The sequence below is a fragment of the Thioalkalivibrio sp. AKL9 genome (assembly GCF_000377825.1).
Taxonomy (GTDB): domain Bacteria; phylum Pseudomonadota; class Gammaproteobacteria; order Ectothiorhodospirales; family Ectothiorhodospiraceae; genus Thioalkalivibrio; species Thioalkalivibrio versutus.
On the sequence record NZ_KB905108.1, the window covers coordinates 116,811 to 133,162 of the forward strand.

Genomic DNA, 16,352 nt, shown 5'->3' on the forward strand with positions numbered 1-16,352 from the left:
GAAGGGGTCGAACTAGCCCTGCTGATCAGTCTCGCAGAGGCGCCTCTTCTCGTCCGGCAGGTTGTCGGGGCAGATCCCGCAACCCTCGTTGCCCGGCAGGGCCCAGTCGATCTTCTTCGGGTACGGCAGGTCCATCTCGTCCATGATCTTCACGAACTCCGCCTCCGGCTTGCCCTTGCCCAGGCGCGGGTTGCGCATCTTCTCCTGGCCGATGGTGGTGATCTGGCGCTCTTCGTAATCGTGCGCGGGATACACCAGGGTCTCGTCCGGCAGGGTGAAGAACTTGTCGTGGATCGAGTGATAGAGCGTCTTGGCATCCCCCGACTGGAAATCGGTGCGGCCACAGGCCTCGATCAGCAGGGCGTCGCCGGAGAACAGCATTTTCAGGCCCACGTGATCCATCAGGTAGGCGTGGTGCGCATCCGTGTGTCCCGGGGTATAGAGCGGGTTGACCACCAGGTTGCCCACCTGGAAGGGCTCGCCCTCGCGCAGGCCGAAATCGCGACACGGCAGTTCGTCCATCGCCGGCCCGCCCAGCTTGCAGCCGGTCTTTTCGCGCAGCATCCGGGCGCCGGTGATGTGGTCGGCGTGGATATGGGTCTCGATGACGTAATCGAGGCTCAGGCCCATCTCCTGCAGCACGCGCATGTCGCGGTCGACGGTTTCGATGACCGGGTCGATCAATGCGGTCTTACCGGTATCCGGGCAGCTCAGAAGATAGGTATAGGTGGACGACTCGTCCTCGAACAGTTGCTTGAAGATCATTGCGATTGCCTCCATGGCCCGGCGGGCCGAACGTTAGTGACCTGATGCTAGCGCAGCCAACCCGGAACAACCCAAACCAGCCCGACAATCCATGCAGGTGTTTTCCTACGAACCCGTGCTGCGGGAACGAGTTCCCCGCGTGGGGGAACTTCTGTCAGGCCCATCGCCCGGCTATCATCCGCGGCTGACCAATACGCACCAATCAGGGGACTCATCATGGATGCCAATCAAGTGGCCGAACTCATTCGCGCCGGCCTGCCGTCGGCCGAGAAGGTCGAGGTTACCGGAGGCGAGGGCAAGTTCGAGGCCCTGGTCGTCAGCCCACAGTTTGCTGGCATGAACGCGGTCAAGAAACATCAGACCGTCTACGCCACCGTACGCGAGCAGATCGACTCCGGCGAACTCCACGCCCTGTCCATCCGCGCCTTCACCCCCGAGGATGCCCCGAGCGCCTGAGGCGTTCAGCGCGCGTGCCGATGCTGTCGCCCAAGGGTCGCGAGGAGATCGAACGCCTGCTGGAGGGCGGCCTGGTACACGACTGGGGCGAGGCCGAGACCACCCTGCGCAACGTCACGCGCATGCTGCTGACCACCCGCCCCGACCTCCTGCGCCTGTATTTCACTCCCGAGGCCTGGGAGCAGATTACCGCCTGGCCGCAGAAGAAGGCCGCCAACGCGATCATCGCGGCGTTGCGCACCGGCGTGGTGGACACCCTGGGGCGGCCCGCCATCGCCAACCGCGAGCAGGCGCGGTTCTATTTGCTGTGCTTTCAGGACGACCTCACCGAGCGGGTCGACGCCTGGTGCCGCGAGCGCCCCGAGGAATGCCCACGGCGCAGCCGCAAGCGCACCACGGCCCTGCCCGACGACTCCGACACATGAACAACCCCGCGATCCAGACCTGTGGCGACCCGGCCCTGCAGGACGCGCTCGTGACCCTGTTCGCCCGCTACGGCCTGCGCCTGGTCGCGCACCCGGCCCAGGCGCCGCTGCCCGGCAGCTGGTGGGGCGAACCCGAGGCCGGGATCGTCGGCCATGACGTGCATGTGCGCCCCGACACCCCCATCCACTCGGCCCTGCATGAGGCCGGACATGTCATCTGCATGGACGCGGGACGGCGCGCCACCCTGCATACCAATGCGGGCGGCGATGACCTGGAGGAGTGCGGCGTATGTTATCTGCAGATCCTGCTGGCCGACGAGATCCCCGGCGTCGGCCGCGAGCGGCTGATGCGGGACATGGACGCGTGGGGCTACAGCTTCCGCCTGGGAAATACCGCCGCCTGGTTCCGCGAGGACGCCGCCGATGCGCGGGGCTTTCTGCAAGCCCATGACCTGATCGACGCCGCAGACCGACCGCGCTTCGCCTGCCGTGGGGCGGCGTCAGCGCTTCCCGCCACCGGATCGGATGCTACACTGGCACCAGTCGAGTAACCCGCGCAGCGGGTACGCCCCGCGGCCCGCCACGCGGCGCTGCAGCGCGGGAACGGATTGGCACAGCACGGATCGGGAACCGCCCCATGGATAGCACCAGCATTGATGCCCTGCTTCAGGACCTGGACCTGACCTCAAGCCTGTCGGAGCAAGCCCGCAGCGAACTGGCCTCGGCCTGCCTGGCCCGGGAACTGGACGCCGGGCGGCGCCTGCGCCCGCAGGAGGTCGAGGATCGCTACCTGTTCCTGGTACGCGGCCAGCTGGTCCGCGTCAGCGGCGGCAATCCGGCCCGCATCACCCTGGAGTCGACCGATCCGGACAGCCCCCTGCAGATGTTCGACCAGAACATCGGGCAGCAGGACTTCCTCATTACCGAGAAGACCTGTCAGTTGCTGGAGATCCCCACAGCAGCGCTGAAGAAGGCCCACAGTGCCTCGCTCGTAGTGCACGACACCGACCTGGACGACACCGAGGGCGCCTTCTTCGGCGAGCTCTACGACCTGATCACCAGCAATCGGCTGGAATTGCCGACCATGCCGGAGATCGCGCTGCGCATTCAGGAACTGACCAACGATCCGGATGCCGACCTGGACAAGCTCACCGAGGTCATCCAGCGCGACGGGACGATCGCCGGTGCGCTGCTGCACGCCACCAACAGCCCGCTGTTTCGCGCCGCCAAGCAGATCCAGTCCGTGCGCGACGCGGTCAACCGCCTGGGCTTTCGCAACACCCGCATGCTGGCGATGAACATGGCCCTGCGTCAGGCCTTCAAGGCCAAGCACGCCTCGACCCGCGACGCGATGGAGTCCAGCTGGAAACACGGCGCCCTGCAATCGGCCTACAGCTACCTGATCGCGGACTCGCTGAAGCAGCTGGACCGCGAGCGGGCACTGCTGGCCGGGCTGGTCGCCGGGATCGGCGCGGTCCCGATCATCCAGTTCGTGGAGCTGCGCGAGGACCACCCCGACCGCGAGCGCGTGCAGTCGCTGGTGCGGCGCCTGAGCAATCTCGCCGGCGTCCTGGTAATCAACTACTGGGATCTGGGCGGCGACCTGGTAACGGTCGCTGAACACGCCGGAGACTGGGGCTATCGCGCCAGCGAACCGGACTACGCCAGCATCGCCCTGGTCGCGGAATGGGCCACCCGCCGCGCCGAAGGCGAGGCCGTCCCCGAGGCCACCGATGTCGCGGCCTTCGAGGTCCTCGGGATCACCCCGCCCCCACCCGGCGAGCCGATCACGTTCCTGGAAGAGCGCGCCGAGGATCTGGCAGAACTCCGCGCCATGTTCAACGTCTGAACCGCGGTGATCGAGCAACGCCTCCCCCAACTGCACCCGTTTGCCGAGCTGAGCGACCGGGCCCGCGACAAGCTACTGCAGCACGCCCGGACCATGACGGTGGATCCGGGCTTCAAGCTGCATGCACGCGACGAATTCCGCAGCATGATCTTCTTGCTGGAAGGCCGCATGATCCTGGCCAGCGGGCGCAATTCGGTCATGTTGAAAGGCGACAGCAGCGAAGCGCTGAACCCCTTGTTCGATGCGCACGACTACCACAGCCATGCCATCGCCGCGACTCGCTCGACCCTCGCCATGCTTGATCGCAAGGTCTATGAAACCCTGATCGACGGCGGCGGCCAGGACAGCGTCGAGGTCAGCGAGATCGAGCTATCCGATCTCGAGGGCGAACTGTTCAGCAGCATCTACACCCACGCCTACTCCGGGGAACTGGCCCTGCCCCAGCTTCCCGAAGTTGCCCTGCACCTGCAGCGGGCCCTCAAGGACCCGGATGTCTCCATCGCCGAGGCCACCCGCATCATCGAGGAAGATCCGAGCGTGGCCGGCCGCCTGCTGAGTGTGGCTAACAGCCCGGCCATGGGCAGCCGCCGTGTCGTCTCGCGCCTTCAGGATGCCGTCGCCCGGCTTGGACTGGAACGCACCCGCCAGTTGGTGATGGCCCTGGCGATGCACCAGGTCTTCATCCATCGCGACAACCCCTACCATGAACTGCTGGAACGCCTGTGGCGGCGCTCCGCACGCATTGCCGCGGTCAGTTGCGTGCTGGCCGACCAGTGCGAGGCCGCCGATCCGCAGAGTGCGTTGCTCGCCGGCCTCCTGCACCGCGTCGGGGCCTTGCCGGTCATCGCCGAGGTCGCCCGCACCCATCCGGACCGCACACCCGGGGAAGTGGAACGCGTACTGTTCCGGCTGGAAGGCCTGATCGGCGAACTGGTTGCCCAGCAATGGGACCTGGCATCCGATATCATAGAGGCCATTCGCGATTCCGGCGGCCCGGAGAATCCGGAGGCTCACGCCCTGACCGACATCGTGCGAATCGCCCGCGCCGCATGCCCGCGGGATGCCGAAGACGACCTGCTCTCCGACCGCATCCCGCTCACCGACCTGCGGGCAGTGGAACGCCTCGGCTTTATCCTGGACGAGGACGGCAACCTGCCCGCCATCGAGACGGCTAGGCAGGAAGTCGAGGCGCTGATCCGCGAGGTTGCCTGAGCACGCCCGATCGCCCCACACCGGCCGCACAACCCGGCCGCCACGAAATTCAGGGAAGGTCCATGGACACTCGAATCCGCCCCCAGCCCGGTGAAAAACAGCGCGCCGCCGACAAGGTCGCGCGCATCCCGGTCAAGATCCATCCCACCGAGAAGCCCCAGCGCAAGCCCAAGTGGATCCGCGCGCAAAGCCAGGCACGGCCCGAGGTACAGCGCATCAAGGGCATCCTGCGCGAGCAGAAACTGCACACCGTCTGCGAGGAGGCGAGCTGCCCGAACCTCGGCGAATGCTTCGCCCACGGCACCGCCACCTTCATGATCATGGGCGACATCTGCACCCGCCGCTGCCCGTTCTGCGACGTCGCCCACGGCCGCCCCGAGGCCCTGGACGCGGACGAGCCCCGTCACCTGGCCGAGACCATCCAGGCGCTTGGCCTCAAGTACGTCGTGATCACCTCGGTGGACCGCGACGACCTGCGCGACGGGGGTGCCGGGCACTTTGTCGACTGCATCCGCGAGGTGCGCTCCCTGAATCCGGGCATGAAGATCGAGATCTTGGTACCGGATTTTCGCGGTCGCATGGATCGCGCGCTCGAAATCATGCACCAGGCCCCGCCAGACGTCTTCAACCACAACCTGGAGACGGTCCCGCGCCTGTACCGCGAGGCCCGCCCGGGCGCCGACTACGCCTGGTCGCTGGAGCTGCTCCGGCAGTTCCGGGAACAGCACCCCGGCGTGCCGACAAAGTCGGGCCTGATGCTGGGGCTCGGCGAGACCCGTGAAGAACTGCTGGAGGTCCTGCAGGATCTGCGCGACCACGGCTGCGACATGCTGACCCTGGGCCAGTACCTGCAGCCGTCGCGCCATCACCTGCCGGTGACGCGCTTCCTCTCCCCCGAGGAGTTCGACGAGCTCGGCGACCGCGCCCGCGAGATGGGCTTCAAGCAGGTGGCCAGCGGCCCGATGGTCCGCTCGTCCTACCACGCCGACCTCCAGGCCCAGGGCCTCGAAACCGCCTGACCCGTCCCGGGTGCCTTGCCGCGGCAACGCGTCCGGTGCGGCCTGGCTGCTCCGAATGTTCACGTGTCGTACCAGCGCAGCCCGTAGCTAGAGCGGCTTGAAAACCGATTGTTTACAGGGCCTCGCGCCACCGCCTGCCTGGTCGTGGCTGGCCCCGGTTCATCCTCTGGTGTTTACGGTGGCTCCGGTCCGCATACTGCCCGGCGCTGACTCGCCAGCGCGCCCCGAGGCACTTTCTTGCTTGCCCAAGAAAGTGCCCAAAGAAGGGCACCCGGATTCCGCCCGGGAACCTTGCTCCAGGGCCCTCGGGCCGGCGGCGCTGAACTCGCTGCGCCTGCGGCTTCGCTCAGACATCCAGCGCCTTCTCCCGGCCCGAGCACCCTTCCGCAAGGGGCTCCATACGGGAGGCGAAGGTCAAGACAGAAGGTGTTCCGTCCCCCGGACATAACAATAGGCAATGCCGTCCGAAGGCCCCGGCGCCCGCCGCGCGGGCGCGGCACGCAACGGCCAAAGGCCGAGCGTGCCGAAGATGTCCGAAAGCCTAGCCACCATCCACAGGCAAGAACGCGGGGATAGCCGTTGTTTGGACCTGCCTCCCCGTTGTCGTCGCGCCGAGTGGAGAGGCTTTTCGCGGGAGAAAAGGCGCTGGATGTCTGAGCGAAGCGCAGCGTAGCGAGTTCAGCGCCGCCCGCGAAAAGCCTCGGAGCGAGGGAAACCCCGGCCCGCACAGCGGGCCGGGGTCGCGGCAGTCGGGCGTGTTTCTTGGGTACTTCTTTGCACGAGCAAAGAAGTACCTCGCGGCGCGCTCGCGAGAGAGCGCGTGGCAGGCGGCCAGACGAAGAAGGCACGTAAACACCGGAGGATGAACCGGGACCAGCCCAGCCTTGGGAAGACCAAGCGACGTGTTACGGCGCCGGGCTGCGGCCCAATGCCTGCACGCGCACCAGTTCGACGGGCAACGCCGCCTCATGCCGAAGCGCGACATCTGCCCCCTCGTACAGCTGGATGGCGAGATTCGCCAGGAGCGCATCGCGAACGCGGTCTATTGCGACCGGACCACCAAGCTGGACCTGCATGGAGGTCGTCGGCAGGCCCGCATAGCCACAGGGGTTGATGCGCGCAAACGGCGCCAGCACCGGCGCCACGTTCAGGGCGAGGCCATGGATGCTGCGGGCGTGGCGCACGCGCAAGCCGAGGGCCGCAATCTTCGCCTGCCCGACATAAACCCCGGGCGCATTGGCCCGACGTTCGGCCTCGATACCCCATTGGGCAAGCGTATCGATGATGGCCTGTTCCAGGCACTCGACCAGACGGCGCACGCCGATCCCGAGGCGCCTGAGATCCAGCAGGGTGTAAACGACGAGTTGGCCGGGCCCGTGATAGGTGATCTGCCCGCCGCGGTCGATCGCCACCACCGGCACGGCCCCGGGATCCAGCAGGTGTTCCGGACGGCCATTGCGCCCCTGGGTGAAGACCGGGGGGTGCTGCACGCACCACAGGGCATCGGGGGCTTCGGCCGCGCGTTCGCGCCCATGCAACTGCATCGCCTGCCAGACCGGGACGTAAGGGTGCAGCCCCAGCTCGCGCACCTCGACCGGGGCCGGTGTCACAGGATCATGCGCACCCGGTCGCAGCGGCCAAGGGAGCGGTAGAAGGCGTCCAGTTGTGCCTGGCTCGTCGCGGTAAAGGTGATGGTGATGCCGACGTAACGGCCGGCGCGCGAGGCCCGTTGCTCGATCACCGCGTCATCGGCATCCAGGTGTTCGGCCACGCAGCCTTCTACGGCCTCCATCAACTCTGGATGGGCATCCCCCATCACCTTCACCGGGAACCGGCAGGGAAATTCGATCAGGGTCTCGCGGTCACTCATGCGGCACCTCCGGACTGCATTGGCTCACTCACGAGCGCACCCGGCTTGGCAGCCTGATAGGCCGCATGGAGGGCCTTCCAGACCGGACCAGGATGTCCCGTGCCCACGACCCGGTCATTAAGGCGGGTGACCGGGAGGATCTCGCGGGTCGAACTGGTCAGCCAGATCTCCTCCGCCCGTGCCAGCTCCGACTCGCTTACCGCGCACTCCTCCACCGGGTAGCCCAACTCGCGCGCCAGATCGAGAACCCGCGACCGCGTCACCCCGGGCAGCACCGAAGGCGCAAGTGGCGGCGTCACCAGACGGCCGTCGAGGACCACGAGGACGTTGCTGGCCGCACCCTCGGTGAGCTGTCCATCACGCAGCAGGATCGCCTCGACCGCACCCTGCTCGACCGCGGCCTGACGGTTCAGGACATTGGCCAGCAGCGTGGTCGCCTTGATGTCGCAGTGGCCCCAGCGGCGATCCTCGGCGGTCACGGCCGCCACACCCTCCGTGCGCACCGTCTCCGGCAGAGGACGGATCGGGCTCACCATCGCGAGGACCGTCGGCCGGGCATCCAGCGGGAAGGCATGATCGCGCGGGGCCACGCCGCGGGTCACCTGCAGGTACACCCCCAGATCCGGGGTAGCGGGATCGGCATTGCGCGCCAGCAGATCTTCCAGAAGCGCAGTCCACTGCCCCTCATCAAAGGGGTTGGAGATGCGAATGGCTGCGAGGGACCGATCCAGGCGCTCGAGATGCGCGGGGAGCATGAAGAATTCGCCCGCGTAGCTGGGAATCACTTCGTAGACCGAATCCCCGAACAGGAAACCGCGGTCCAGCGGCGAGATCCGCACCTGGTCCAGCGGCAGATAGTCCCCGTTGAAGTAGGCAATACTCACGCGCGGCCTGCGTGTCAGAACGGCCAGGCCGCCTGGATACCCAGCGCTGCCCCATCCCACAGGCGGCGCACGAGGCCACCTTGCTCCACCGTGTGCAACGCAACCAGTGGCTGGGTACGGATCACTTCGCCATCCAGGCGCACGACCACCTCACCGACCGGGTCACCCGCCGCCAGCGGTGCCTCCAACGGCTGGTGCACCTCCATCGAGGCGTCCAGGTCGTCCTCACGCCCCGGCGGAACCATCACCCAGAAGTCCTCGGCCAGCCCCACGGCGACCTCGGTATCCGCCCCGCGGTAGACCCGTGGCGTTCCCAGTTCGTGCGCCCCTTCGAACAGCTTGCGGGTCGCGGTGAAACGCATACCCCAGTTCACCAGCGCCTGGGATTCGTTCGCGCGGCGGGTCCCGCCCTGCTGATGGTCGGCCGCTTCGATGCCCATCACCGCGGCCACCAGGCGACGATCATTGCGCTTGGCCGACGACACCAGGTTGTACCCGGCGCTCGAGGTCCAGCCGGTCTTCAGCCCATCAAAGCCGGAATCGCGCCACAGGAGCATATTGCGGTTGCTCTGGGAGATGTCGTTGTACTCGAAGGACCGCTCGCTGTAGTAGCCATAGAGATCCGGGAAATCGCGAATGAGCGCCCGCGCCAGCAGCACCATGTCCTGCGCAGTGGTGTACTGCGACTCCTCGGAAGGCAGGCCATGCGGGTTGGCAAAATAGGACTGGCGCATCCCCAGTTCACGAGCCTGGGAGTTCATCATGTCGACAAAGGCCCCTTCGGAGCCGGCCACATGCTCGGCCAGAGCGGTAGAGGCGTCGTTCCCGGACTGGACGATCATGCCCCGCAACAAGTCCTCGACCGCGACCTCCTCGCCGACCTCGATGAACATCCGCGATGCCCCGGTCATCCCGGTGCGCCAGGCACGCTCGCTCACCGTGACCGTATCGTCCAGCGCCATGCGGCCCTCGGTGATCTCGCCGAACACCACGTAGGCAGTCATCACCTTGGTCAGGCTGGCCGGCTCGCGCTCCACTTGCGGCTCGCGACTGGCCAGCATCAGACCGGAGTCGAAGTCCATCAGCGCATAACTCGCCGCCGTCACATCCGATGGCGGGCGCGGGATCCCGCTGGGGGTTTTCGCCCCATCCCCGGCCACGGGCAGTTGCTGTTCCTGCGCGTGCACCGGAGCAAGCACCAGCATCGCGAGCAGGCAGGCCACCAGAAACGGCAAAAAGGGAATGCGGACGGACAGAGTCATGGCAGGGAAGGACCTCCTTAAGGACCGGTCTACGATAGCAGAGTGGGGCCCGGGACGGGCCGGAAAAACAACAGCGGCAGAGCCTTTACTGGGCGTTCTCGACTACGCGGTAATCAACGTGCGCCGCACCCTGCAGGCGATCCGTGATCGCGCGGACCTCATCGCCATCCGCCAACGGGCCAATCCGCACGCGATGGAGGTCCGCACCGTCGTCCCGCCCCAGGGTGGAGATACGAACCGGGTCGAAACCCAGGGCGCGCAGATCTTCGCGCACCTGTTCCGCCGACTGGCGCTCGGAAAACGCCCCGACCTGGACAAAACGCCCGCCCCCGGCGCCCTCGCCGCTGGACCCGGCGGCGGGCATCCCGGAGTCTGCTGTCTCCGGTAGCGGTTCGGGGGCTCGCTCGCCCACCCGTTCCGGCGAGGTCACGGCGGCCACGTCGACGACGGGCCCCGCGGCCGGCGCGGCCGCAACTCGGTCGTCGGACTCGGTATCACCCGGCCCCACCGAGCGCACACGCACCCGAGCCACACCGGCATCGGTCATGTCGATGCGATGGGCCGCAGCGTAGGAAAGGTCGATGATGCGCCCATCCACAAATGGCCCGCGATCATTCACCCGCACCACCACCTGCTTGTTGTTCTCCAGGTTGGTGACTTCGACATAGCTTGGCAGCGGCAGAGACTTGTGTGCCGCCGTCATCGCATACATGTCATAGGGCTCGCCGCTGGACGTACGCCGGCCGTGGAATTTCGTGCCGTACCAGGAGGCAATGCCCTCTTCCTCGAAGCCGTCACTGGTCCGCAGGGTGCGATAACGCTGCCCGAACACCTCGTATTCCGACGGGTTGCCATAGCGGCTGGGCGGCTCGTTGCGCGGCTCCGGTTCCGGGATCAGGGCCAGGTCCTGCGGCACGTCGGCCGCATCGGGGTAACTGTCATAGGCGGCGTCACCCAGCGGGCGCGGGTCGCGCTCCGGGGTACCGGAACAGCCAGCCAGCGCCAGCAACACAAACCCCAGCAGGAGCGCCCCGGGCGCAGGCCCGGAGGCCGGACTAGTCGGCCAGTGCCTCGGCAAGTTGGTGCACGGCCATCGCATACAGCGGGCTCCGGTTGTAGCGGGTAATCACGTAGAAGTTCGGGTATCCCAGGTAGTACTCGTAACCGTCATCGCCCTCGAGACGAATGAAGGAATACTCGCCATCCTCGTCCACGGCCTCGTCGGGATAAATGCCGTGCTCGGCCAGTTCGTCGAGACCGAAGCGGGCCTGATAGTTACGGCTGATCAGGGCCTCGTGGGCATCCCCCTCGACCCGCGCCTTCGCCACCACCGGCTCGCCATGGTTCCAGTGGTGCTCGCGAAAGTAGTTGGCCACCGAGCCGATCGCGTCCGGCCAGGAGTTCAACAGGTCACGCTGACCGGAGCCGTCGAAGTCCACTGCGTAGTGGCGATAGCTGGACGAGATGAACTGACCGCGCCCCATGGCCCCGGCGTAGGATCCGCGCGTCTCGCGCGGATCCAGGCCTTCCTCGTCCACCAGGGTCAGGAATTCACCCAGCTCGCGGCGGAAGAAATCCGATCGCGGCGGGTAGTCGAAGCCCAGGGTCACCAGGGCATCGAACACGCGGAAGCCGCCAGTGTTGCGGCCGTAGTAGGTCTCGACCCCGATAATGGAGGCGATGATCTTCGGCTCCACACCAAAGCGATCCTCGGCGCGCTTGAGCCAGCGGCCGTGTTCTTCCATGAAGTCGTGACCGCGCTCGATGCGCTGGTCGGTGATGAAGATCGGACGATAGTCCTTCCACGGCCGCGCCTCGGCCGGGCTGGAGATGAGGTCGAGGATGCGCTGCTGGGGGTCGGCGGCGGCAAACATCGCCTCCAGCGCCTCGCGGTCGCGGCCGGCCTCCACCTGTTCGTCGATGAACGCCTGCACCTCGTCGCGCTCGAGATACGCCGGATCGCCGGCACGGAATTCGCTTTCGGCCGCGACCGGGAGGGACACGGCAGCCAGGGACAGGACCAGCCCCGTCCGTAACAGGGTCGGGCGGACAATGCGGGCCCACACGGGGCGCAAGTTCAGGCTCATCGATTCACCAGGCGTTTCTGGGAGGCTATGCTCATGAGAATACCGAAGGCGACCATAAGGGTCACCAGCGAAGTACCCCCGTAACTGACGAGGGGCAGCGGCACGCCGACCACCGGCAACAGGCCGGTCACCATGCCGATATTGACCACCATGTAGACCGCAAAGGTCAGACTGATACTCCCGCCCAGCAACCGGGCGTAGCGATCCTGTGCCAGCGCGGCGATCCAGAGCCCGCGCGCAACAATCGCAAAATACAGCAGCAGCAACAGCGCGACACCTATAAAGCCGAATTCCTCGGCGTAGACCGCAAAAATGAAGTCGGTGGAACGCTCGGGCAGAAACTCCAGTTGCGACTGGGTCCCGTTCAGCCAGCCCTTGCCATACAGCCCGCCGGACCCGATGGCGATCTTCGACTGGATGATGTGATAGCCGGCGCCCAGCGGATCGGACTCCGGGTTGAACAGCGTCAGCACCCGCTGGCGCTGATAATCCAGCATCTGCGACCACAGGATCGGGATGGCGGCGGCCGCCGTGAACCCTAGCCCAACGAACCAGCGCCAGCCCAGCCCCGCAAGAAAGATCACCAGGAACCCGGCGGCCCCGACCAGCATCGAGGTGCCCAGATCCGGTTGCTGCATGATCAGATAGACCGGCGCCAGGATCAGCGCCGCAGTCACCACCAGGTCTCGGAAGCGCGGACGACCATCCCGCTGGGACAGGTACCAGGCCACCATCATCGGCACCGCGAGCTTCATGATCTCCGAAGGCTGGAAGCGCATGAAGCCGAGATCCAGCCAGCGCTGCGCGCCCTTGCCAACATCCCCGACCCACATCACCGCCAGCAACAGCAGGACCCCGGCTACAAAGAGCCATGGCGAGATCGCGCGCAGGGCATGCATGGACACCTGGGCGACCAGCAGCATGGCGGCCACCCCCAGGCCGATCCGCATGACCTGTCGCTCCAGGGCGACCACGCTCTCGCCGGTGGCGCTGAACAGTACCGCCAGCCCCAGCAACAGCAGGATGGACAGCAGCACCAGCAGCACGCTGTCCAGGCGCAGGCTGCGCAGCGCCCACTGACTAACGGACATCTCGCGGCCGGTCACGCTGATCATTCGTCCTCCGGGACATCGATCGTCATGCCCGCCCCCTCCAGCAGGTAGGCGTCCAGGACCTCGCGGGCCACCGGCGCCGCCACCCGGCCACCGGAACCGCCGTGTTCCACCAGCACCGCCACCGCGATGCGCGGGTCCTCGGCCGGGGCATATCCGACGAACAGGGCATGGTCCCACAGGCGGCGCGCCAGTTCCTCCTCGTCGTATTCCTCGTCCTCGCCCAGACTGAACACCTGCGAGGTACCGGTCTTGCCGGCGATGGTGTACTCCGGCCGGGTACTTCCGATGCTACCCCAGGCGGTGCCATGACGCGCGTTCACGGCCTCCACCAGCGAGCCATGGATGGCGTCCCAGTGTTTCTCGTCGACCGTTACCGGATCCCGCAGCATGGGCAAGCGATATTCGGGTTCGCCCACTCCGTTGTCCATGGCGCGCAGCAGGTGCGGCTGATAACGCTCGCCACGGGCCGCAAGGGCCGCAGTGAAGTCGGCCATCTGCAGGGGGGTCGACAGCATGTAGCCCTGGCCGATTGCGGTGATCAGGGTCTCGCCGGGAAACCACACCTGGTCATGCGTGGCCCGTTTCCAGTTGCGGCTGGGCAGGATGCCCGGGCGCTCCCCGGTGGAATCGATCCCGGTCCGCTGCCCGATCCCGAAGGCCCCCAGAATCGGGACCATGCGGTCGATCCCCATGGTGTGGGCCAGGTCGTAGAAATAGACGTCCGACGACACCGCGATGGCGCGCGACATGTCCACGCGACCATGCCCCTCGCGACGCCAGTCGCGATAGCGCCGCTCATGCCCCGGGAGCTGGAAATACCCGCGGGCGAACATCTCGCGCTCGGCGGTGGTCACCTCTTCGTCCAGGGCCGCCAGACCCACCAGCGGCTTGATCGTCGAACCCGGCGGGTACTGGCCACTCAGGGCGCGGTTGAACAGGGGCCGGCGATAGTCGTCACGCACCGCGGCAAAGTCGGCCTGCGAGATCCCGTGGACGAACGACTCGGGATCAAAACCGGGGGCGCTGACCAGCGCAAGCACCTCGCCATTATTCGGATCCACGGCCACGATGGCCCCGTCCCGCCCGGCCAACGCCCGATAGGCCGCCTGCTGCAGGTTGACGTCGAGGGTCAAGGTCAGGTCCGTGCCCGGTTGCGGCGGGGTCACCGAGAGTTCGCGGATCACGCGCCCCTGGGCGTTCACCTCCACCTGGCGATAGCCCGGCCGCCCGTGCAGCAGATCCTCGTAGTAGCGCTCGACGCCGCTCTTGCCGATATGCGAAGTGCCGGCATAGGCACGCCCGTCGACCCGCTGCAGGTCCTGCTGATTGATGCGCCCGACATAGCCGACCGCATGCGAGAACTTGGACCCCAGCGGATAGAACCGCAGCGGCCGCGCCTCGATCTCCACCCCGGGCAGCTCGTGGCGCGAAACCGCAATCCGCGCCACCGTCTCGTCGTCCAGGCCGGCCTTCAGCAACACCGGCTGGAACGGCCGCCGCTGACGCACCCCGCGCTGGAACCGCTCGACGTCCGCCTCGCTTAGCTCCACGTAACCGCGCAGGCGGGCGAGCAGGGAATCGAGATCGCCGGCCTGCTCGACCGTGACCTCCAGCTGATAGGAGGCGCGATTGCCCGCCAGAAGCACGCCATTACGGTCGCGGATCACCCCTCGAGTGGGGGCAATCGGTTCCACCCGCAGGCGGTTGTTCTCCGAGAGCGTGGTGAAGTGCGTGTGCGCACCGACCTGCAGGCCCGAAAGCCGCCAGCCCAGTGCCAGCAGAATGACCGCCAGGATCACCAGCGCCAGCAGGATGCGCACGGCAAAGCGTTCGCGGTCCTGCTGTTCCTCGCCGTAGGCGTCGCGTTCGGCCATTTCAGGGGGTCACGGGGCCGTGACCCCCACTGACCACCGCCCACGCAAAGACCGGACCGCCCCAGGGGGGTGGCCCGGCGCTGGCCTCGCGCTGCATGCAGCGGGTGGCGACGTCAGATCTTGCTCTTCTGGAAACGCTTGTAGCTGGCAACAATCTCCGCCTTGGCCGCCTCGGCGTCCGCCCAGCCCTCGACCTTGACCCACTTGCCCTTCTCCAGCTCCTTGTAGTGCTCGAAGAAATGCTTGATCGAGTCCAGCAGTTCCTGACCCACGTCCTCCGGCCCCTGATACTTTTCGTACTGCGGATGCAGTTTGGTCACCGGCACGGCCAGGATCTTGGCGTCCACACCCGCCTCGTCGGTCATCTGCAACACGCCGATCGGACGCGAACGCACCACCGAACCCGGCATCAGCGGCACCGGGGTGACCACCAGCACATCCACCGGATCGCCGTCTTCCGACAGGGTGTGCGGAACAAACCCGTAGTTGCACGGATAGAACATCGCGACCGTCATGAAGCGATCAACCATCAGGGCCCCGCTGTCCTTGTCGATCTCGTATTTGACGGGCTGCCCGTGGGCGGGGATCTCGATCACGACGTTGACGTCATTGGGGAGATCCTTGCCGGCTTCGATCTGGTTCATGTCCATGCTTGCTTCCCAAAAGTTGGTTTGGCTAGCCGGGCATTATACAGGGGACAGGCACCTCAAGGGCACCCGGCCAGCGGCCCCAACGGTTGCGGGCAAGCACCTTCAGGCGGTATAAGACCGCGCTCGGGAAACGGTTTGCGTCTTCAGTGACCAGCCCCGTTTCGCCACCGCCATTCACCGTGCCGCCCCCGTTCCCGGCTAGTCCTGCGGTTCGGCGCGGCACCCGGCAGGAGTCAGCTATGCGTATCGTCCTGATGGGCGCCCCCGGTTCCGGCAAGGGCACCCAGGCCAAGAAGATGGTCGCCACCTTCGGCATCCCCCAGATCTCCACCGGCGACCTGCTGCGTGCCGCCGTCGCCGCCGAGACAGAACTCGGCAAGCAGGCCAAGAGCGCGATGGATGCCGGCCAGCTGGTCCCCGACGACCTGGTGCTGGGGCTGATCCGCGATCGCCTGCAGGAACCCGATGCGCAGAAGGGGTTCATCCTCGACGGCTTCCCGCGCAACGTCGCCCAGGCCGAGGCCCTGGATACCATGCTGGCCGACATCGAGTCGCCGCTCGACCGCGCGATCCAGATCGACGTCCCGTTCGAGGAACTCAAGCAGCGCCTGACCGGGCGTGTCTCCTGCGGCGACTGTGGCGCAGTGTTCAACACCCATACCTTCCCGCCACAAAAGGAAGGCGTGTGCGACCTGTGCGGCGGTGACCTGGTCCACCGCGCGGACGACAACGAAGAGACCGTGGTCAACCGCCTCAAGGTCTACGAGGAGCAGACCCAGCCGCTGATCGAGTACTACGACGGTCATGGCCTGCTCAAGCACATCAACGGCACCCGCGACATCGAGCTGATCTTCGACGAGATCCGCCAGCTGCTGTCCTGAATT

At 66.6% G+C, this 16,352-nt stretch carries 17 protein-coding genes and 1 pseudogene; 7 read left to right on the plus strand and 11 right to left on the minus strand.

Going from position 1 to position 16,352, the window contains the following annotated elements:
* Positions 1–12 precede the first annotated feature (12 nt).
* Positions 13–765 carry an MBL fold metallo-hydrolase gene (locus D573_RS0107360; RefSeq protein WP_018168135.1) on the minus strand — a complete coding sequence of 251 codons (753 nt, stop codon included), beginning with the start codon at positions 763–765 and terminating at the stop codon, positions 13–15.
* Between the two features lie 216 nt (positions 766–981).
* Between D573_RS0107360 and D573_RS0107365 the strand changes: the two genes are divergently transcribed.
* The 6 genes from D573_RS0107365 (at position 982) to lipA (ending at position 5,726) form a co-directional block, all read left to right on the plus strand.
* Positions 982–1,221, plus strand: a complete 240-nt coding sequence (locus D573_RS0107365; RefSeq protein WP_018168134.1) for a BolA family protein — start codon at positions 982–984, stop codon at positions 1,219–1,221.
* A 20-nt stretch (positions 1,222–1,241) separates the two neighbouring features.
* Positions 1,242–1,646: a hypothetical protein gene (locus D573_RS0107370; RefSeq protein ID WP_018938405.1), complete on the plus strand. Its 405-nt coding sequence runs from the start codon at positions 1,242–1,244 to the stop codon at positions 1,644–1,646.
* Entirely contained in the window at positions 1,643–2,197 is a 555-nt protein-coding gene (locus tag D573_RS0107375) for a hypothetical protein (protein WP_018938404.1), read from the plus strand. The genes D573_RS0107370 and D573_RS0107375 overlap by 4 nt, the downstream gene beginning before the upstream one ends.
* A gap of 86 nt (positions 2,198–2,283) precedes the next feature.
* Positions 2,284–3,495 carry an HDOD domain-containing protein gene (locus tag D573_RS0107380; RefSeq protein WP_018938403.1) on the plus strand — a complete coding sequence of 404 codons (1,212 nt, stop codon included), beginning with the start codon at positions 2,284–2,286 and terminating at the stop codon, positions 3,493–3,495.
* 6 nt (positions 3,496–3,501) lie between these two features.
* Positions 3,502–4,707: an HDOD domain-containing protein gene (locus tag D573_RS0107385; RefSeq protein ID WP_018938402.1), complete on the plus strand. Its 1,206-nt coding sequence runs from the start codon at positions 3,502–3,504 to the stop codon at positions 4,705–4,707.
* Between the two features lie 62 nt (positions 4,708–4,769).
* Positions 4,770–5,726, plus strand: a complete 957-nt coding sequence (gene lipA, locus D573_RS0107390) for a lipoyl synthase (protein WP_019571158.1) — start codon at positions 4,770–4,772, stop codon at positions 5,724–5,726.
* Positions 5,727–6,072: 346 nt separating this feature from the next.
* On the opposite strand, the pseudogene D573_RS14965 reads toward lipA, so the two are convergent.
* The 10 genes and pseudogenes from D573_RS14965 to ppa all read right to left on the minus strand — a co-directional run bounded on the left by D573_RS14965 (position 6,073) and on the right by ppa (position 15,468).
* Positions 6,073–6,278: pseudogene (locus D573_RS14965) on the minus strand (hypothetical protein).
* Positions 6,279–6,631: 353 nt separating this feature from the next.
* The gene (lipB, locus tag D573_RS0107395; protein WP_018938401.1) at positions 6,632–7,336 is read right to left on the minus strand and encodes a lipoyl(octanoyl) transferase LipB; all 705 of its coding nucleotides are present in this window, start codon (positions 7,334–7,336) and stop codon (positions 6,632–6,634) included.
* Entirely contained in the window at positions 7,333–7,596 is a 264-nt protein-coding gene (locus D573_RS0107400; RefSeq protein WP_018144082.1) for a YbeD family protein, read from the minus strand. The genes lipB and D573_RS0107400 overlap by 4 nt, the downstream gene beginning before the upstream one ends.
* Positions 7,593–8,480, minus strand: coding sequence for a D-amino acid aminotransferase (locus tag D573_RS0107405; protein ID WP_018938400.1), 888 nt, complete (start codon positions 8,478–8,480; stop codon positions 7,593–7,595). The genes D573_RS0107400 and D573_RS0107405 overlap by 4 nt, the downstream gene beginning before the upstream one ends.
* A 14-nt stretch (positions 8,481–8,494) precedes the next feature.
* Positions 8,495–9,742 (minus strand): D-alanyl-D-alanine carboxypeptidase family protein, encoded by a 1,248-nt coding sequence (locus D573_RS0107410; protein WP_018938399.1) that lies wholly within the window; start codon positions 9,740–9,742, stop codon positions 8,495–8,497.
* Positions 9,743–9,827: 85 nt separating this feature from the next.
* A complete protein-coding gene (locus tag D573_RS0107415; protein WP_081618744.1) occupies positions 9,828–10,841 on the minus strand; it encodes a septal ring lytic transglycosylase RlpA family protein in 1,014 nt (337 codons plus the stop codon).
* Entirely contained in the window at positions 10,798–11,829 is a 1,032-nt protein-coding gene (gene mltB, locus D573_RS0107420; protein ID WP_018938397.1) for a lytic murein transglycosylase B, read from the minus strand. The genes D573_RS0107415 and mltB overlap by 44 nt, the downstream gene beginning before the upstream one ends.
* Entirely contained in the window at positions 11,826–12,944 is a 1,119-nt protein-coding gene (gene rodA, locus D573_RS0107425) for a rod shape-determining protein RodA (RefSeq protein WP_018938396.1), read from the minus strand. Before rodA ends, mltB begins: the two co-directional genes overlap by 4 nt.
* The gene (gene mrdA, locus D573_RS0107430) at positions 12,941–14,818 is read right to left on the minus strand and encodes a penicillin-binding protein 2 (protein WP_018938395.1); all 1,878 of its coding nucleotides are present in this window, start codon (positions 14,816–14,818) and stop codon (positions 12,941–12,943) included. The genes rodA and mrdA overlap by 4 nt, the downstream gene beginning before the upstream one ends.
* Before the next feature lie 113 nt (positions 14,819–14,931).
* Positions 14,932–15,468 carry an inorganic diphosphatase gene (ppa, locus tag D573_RS0107435; RefSeq protein WP_018144089.1) on the minus strand — a complete coding sequence of 179 codons (537 nt, stop codon included), beginning with the start codon at positions 15,466–15,468 and terminating at the stop codon, positions 14,932–14,934.
* Between the two features lie 239 nt (positions 15,469–15,707).
* Here ppa and D573_RS0107440 point away from each other — a divergent pair, with 239 nt between their 5' ends.
* Positions 15,708–16,349, plus strand: a complete 642-nt coding sequence (locus tag D573_RS0107440; RefSeq protein ID WP_018144090.1) for an adenylate kinase — start codon at positions 15,708–15,710, stop codon at positions 16,347–16,349.
* Positions 16,350–16,352 lie beyond the last annotated feature (3 nt).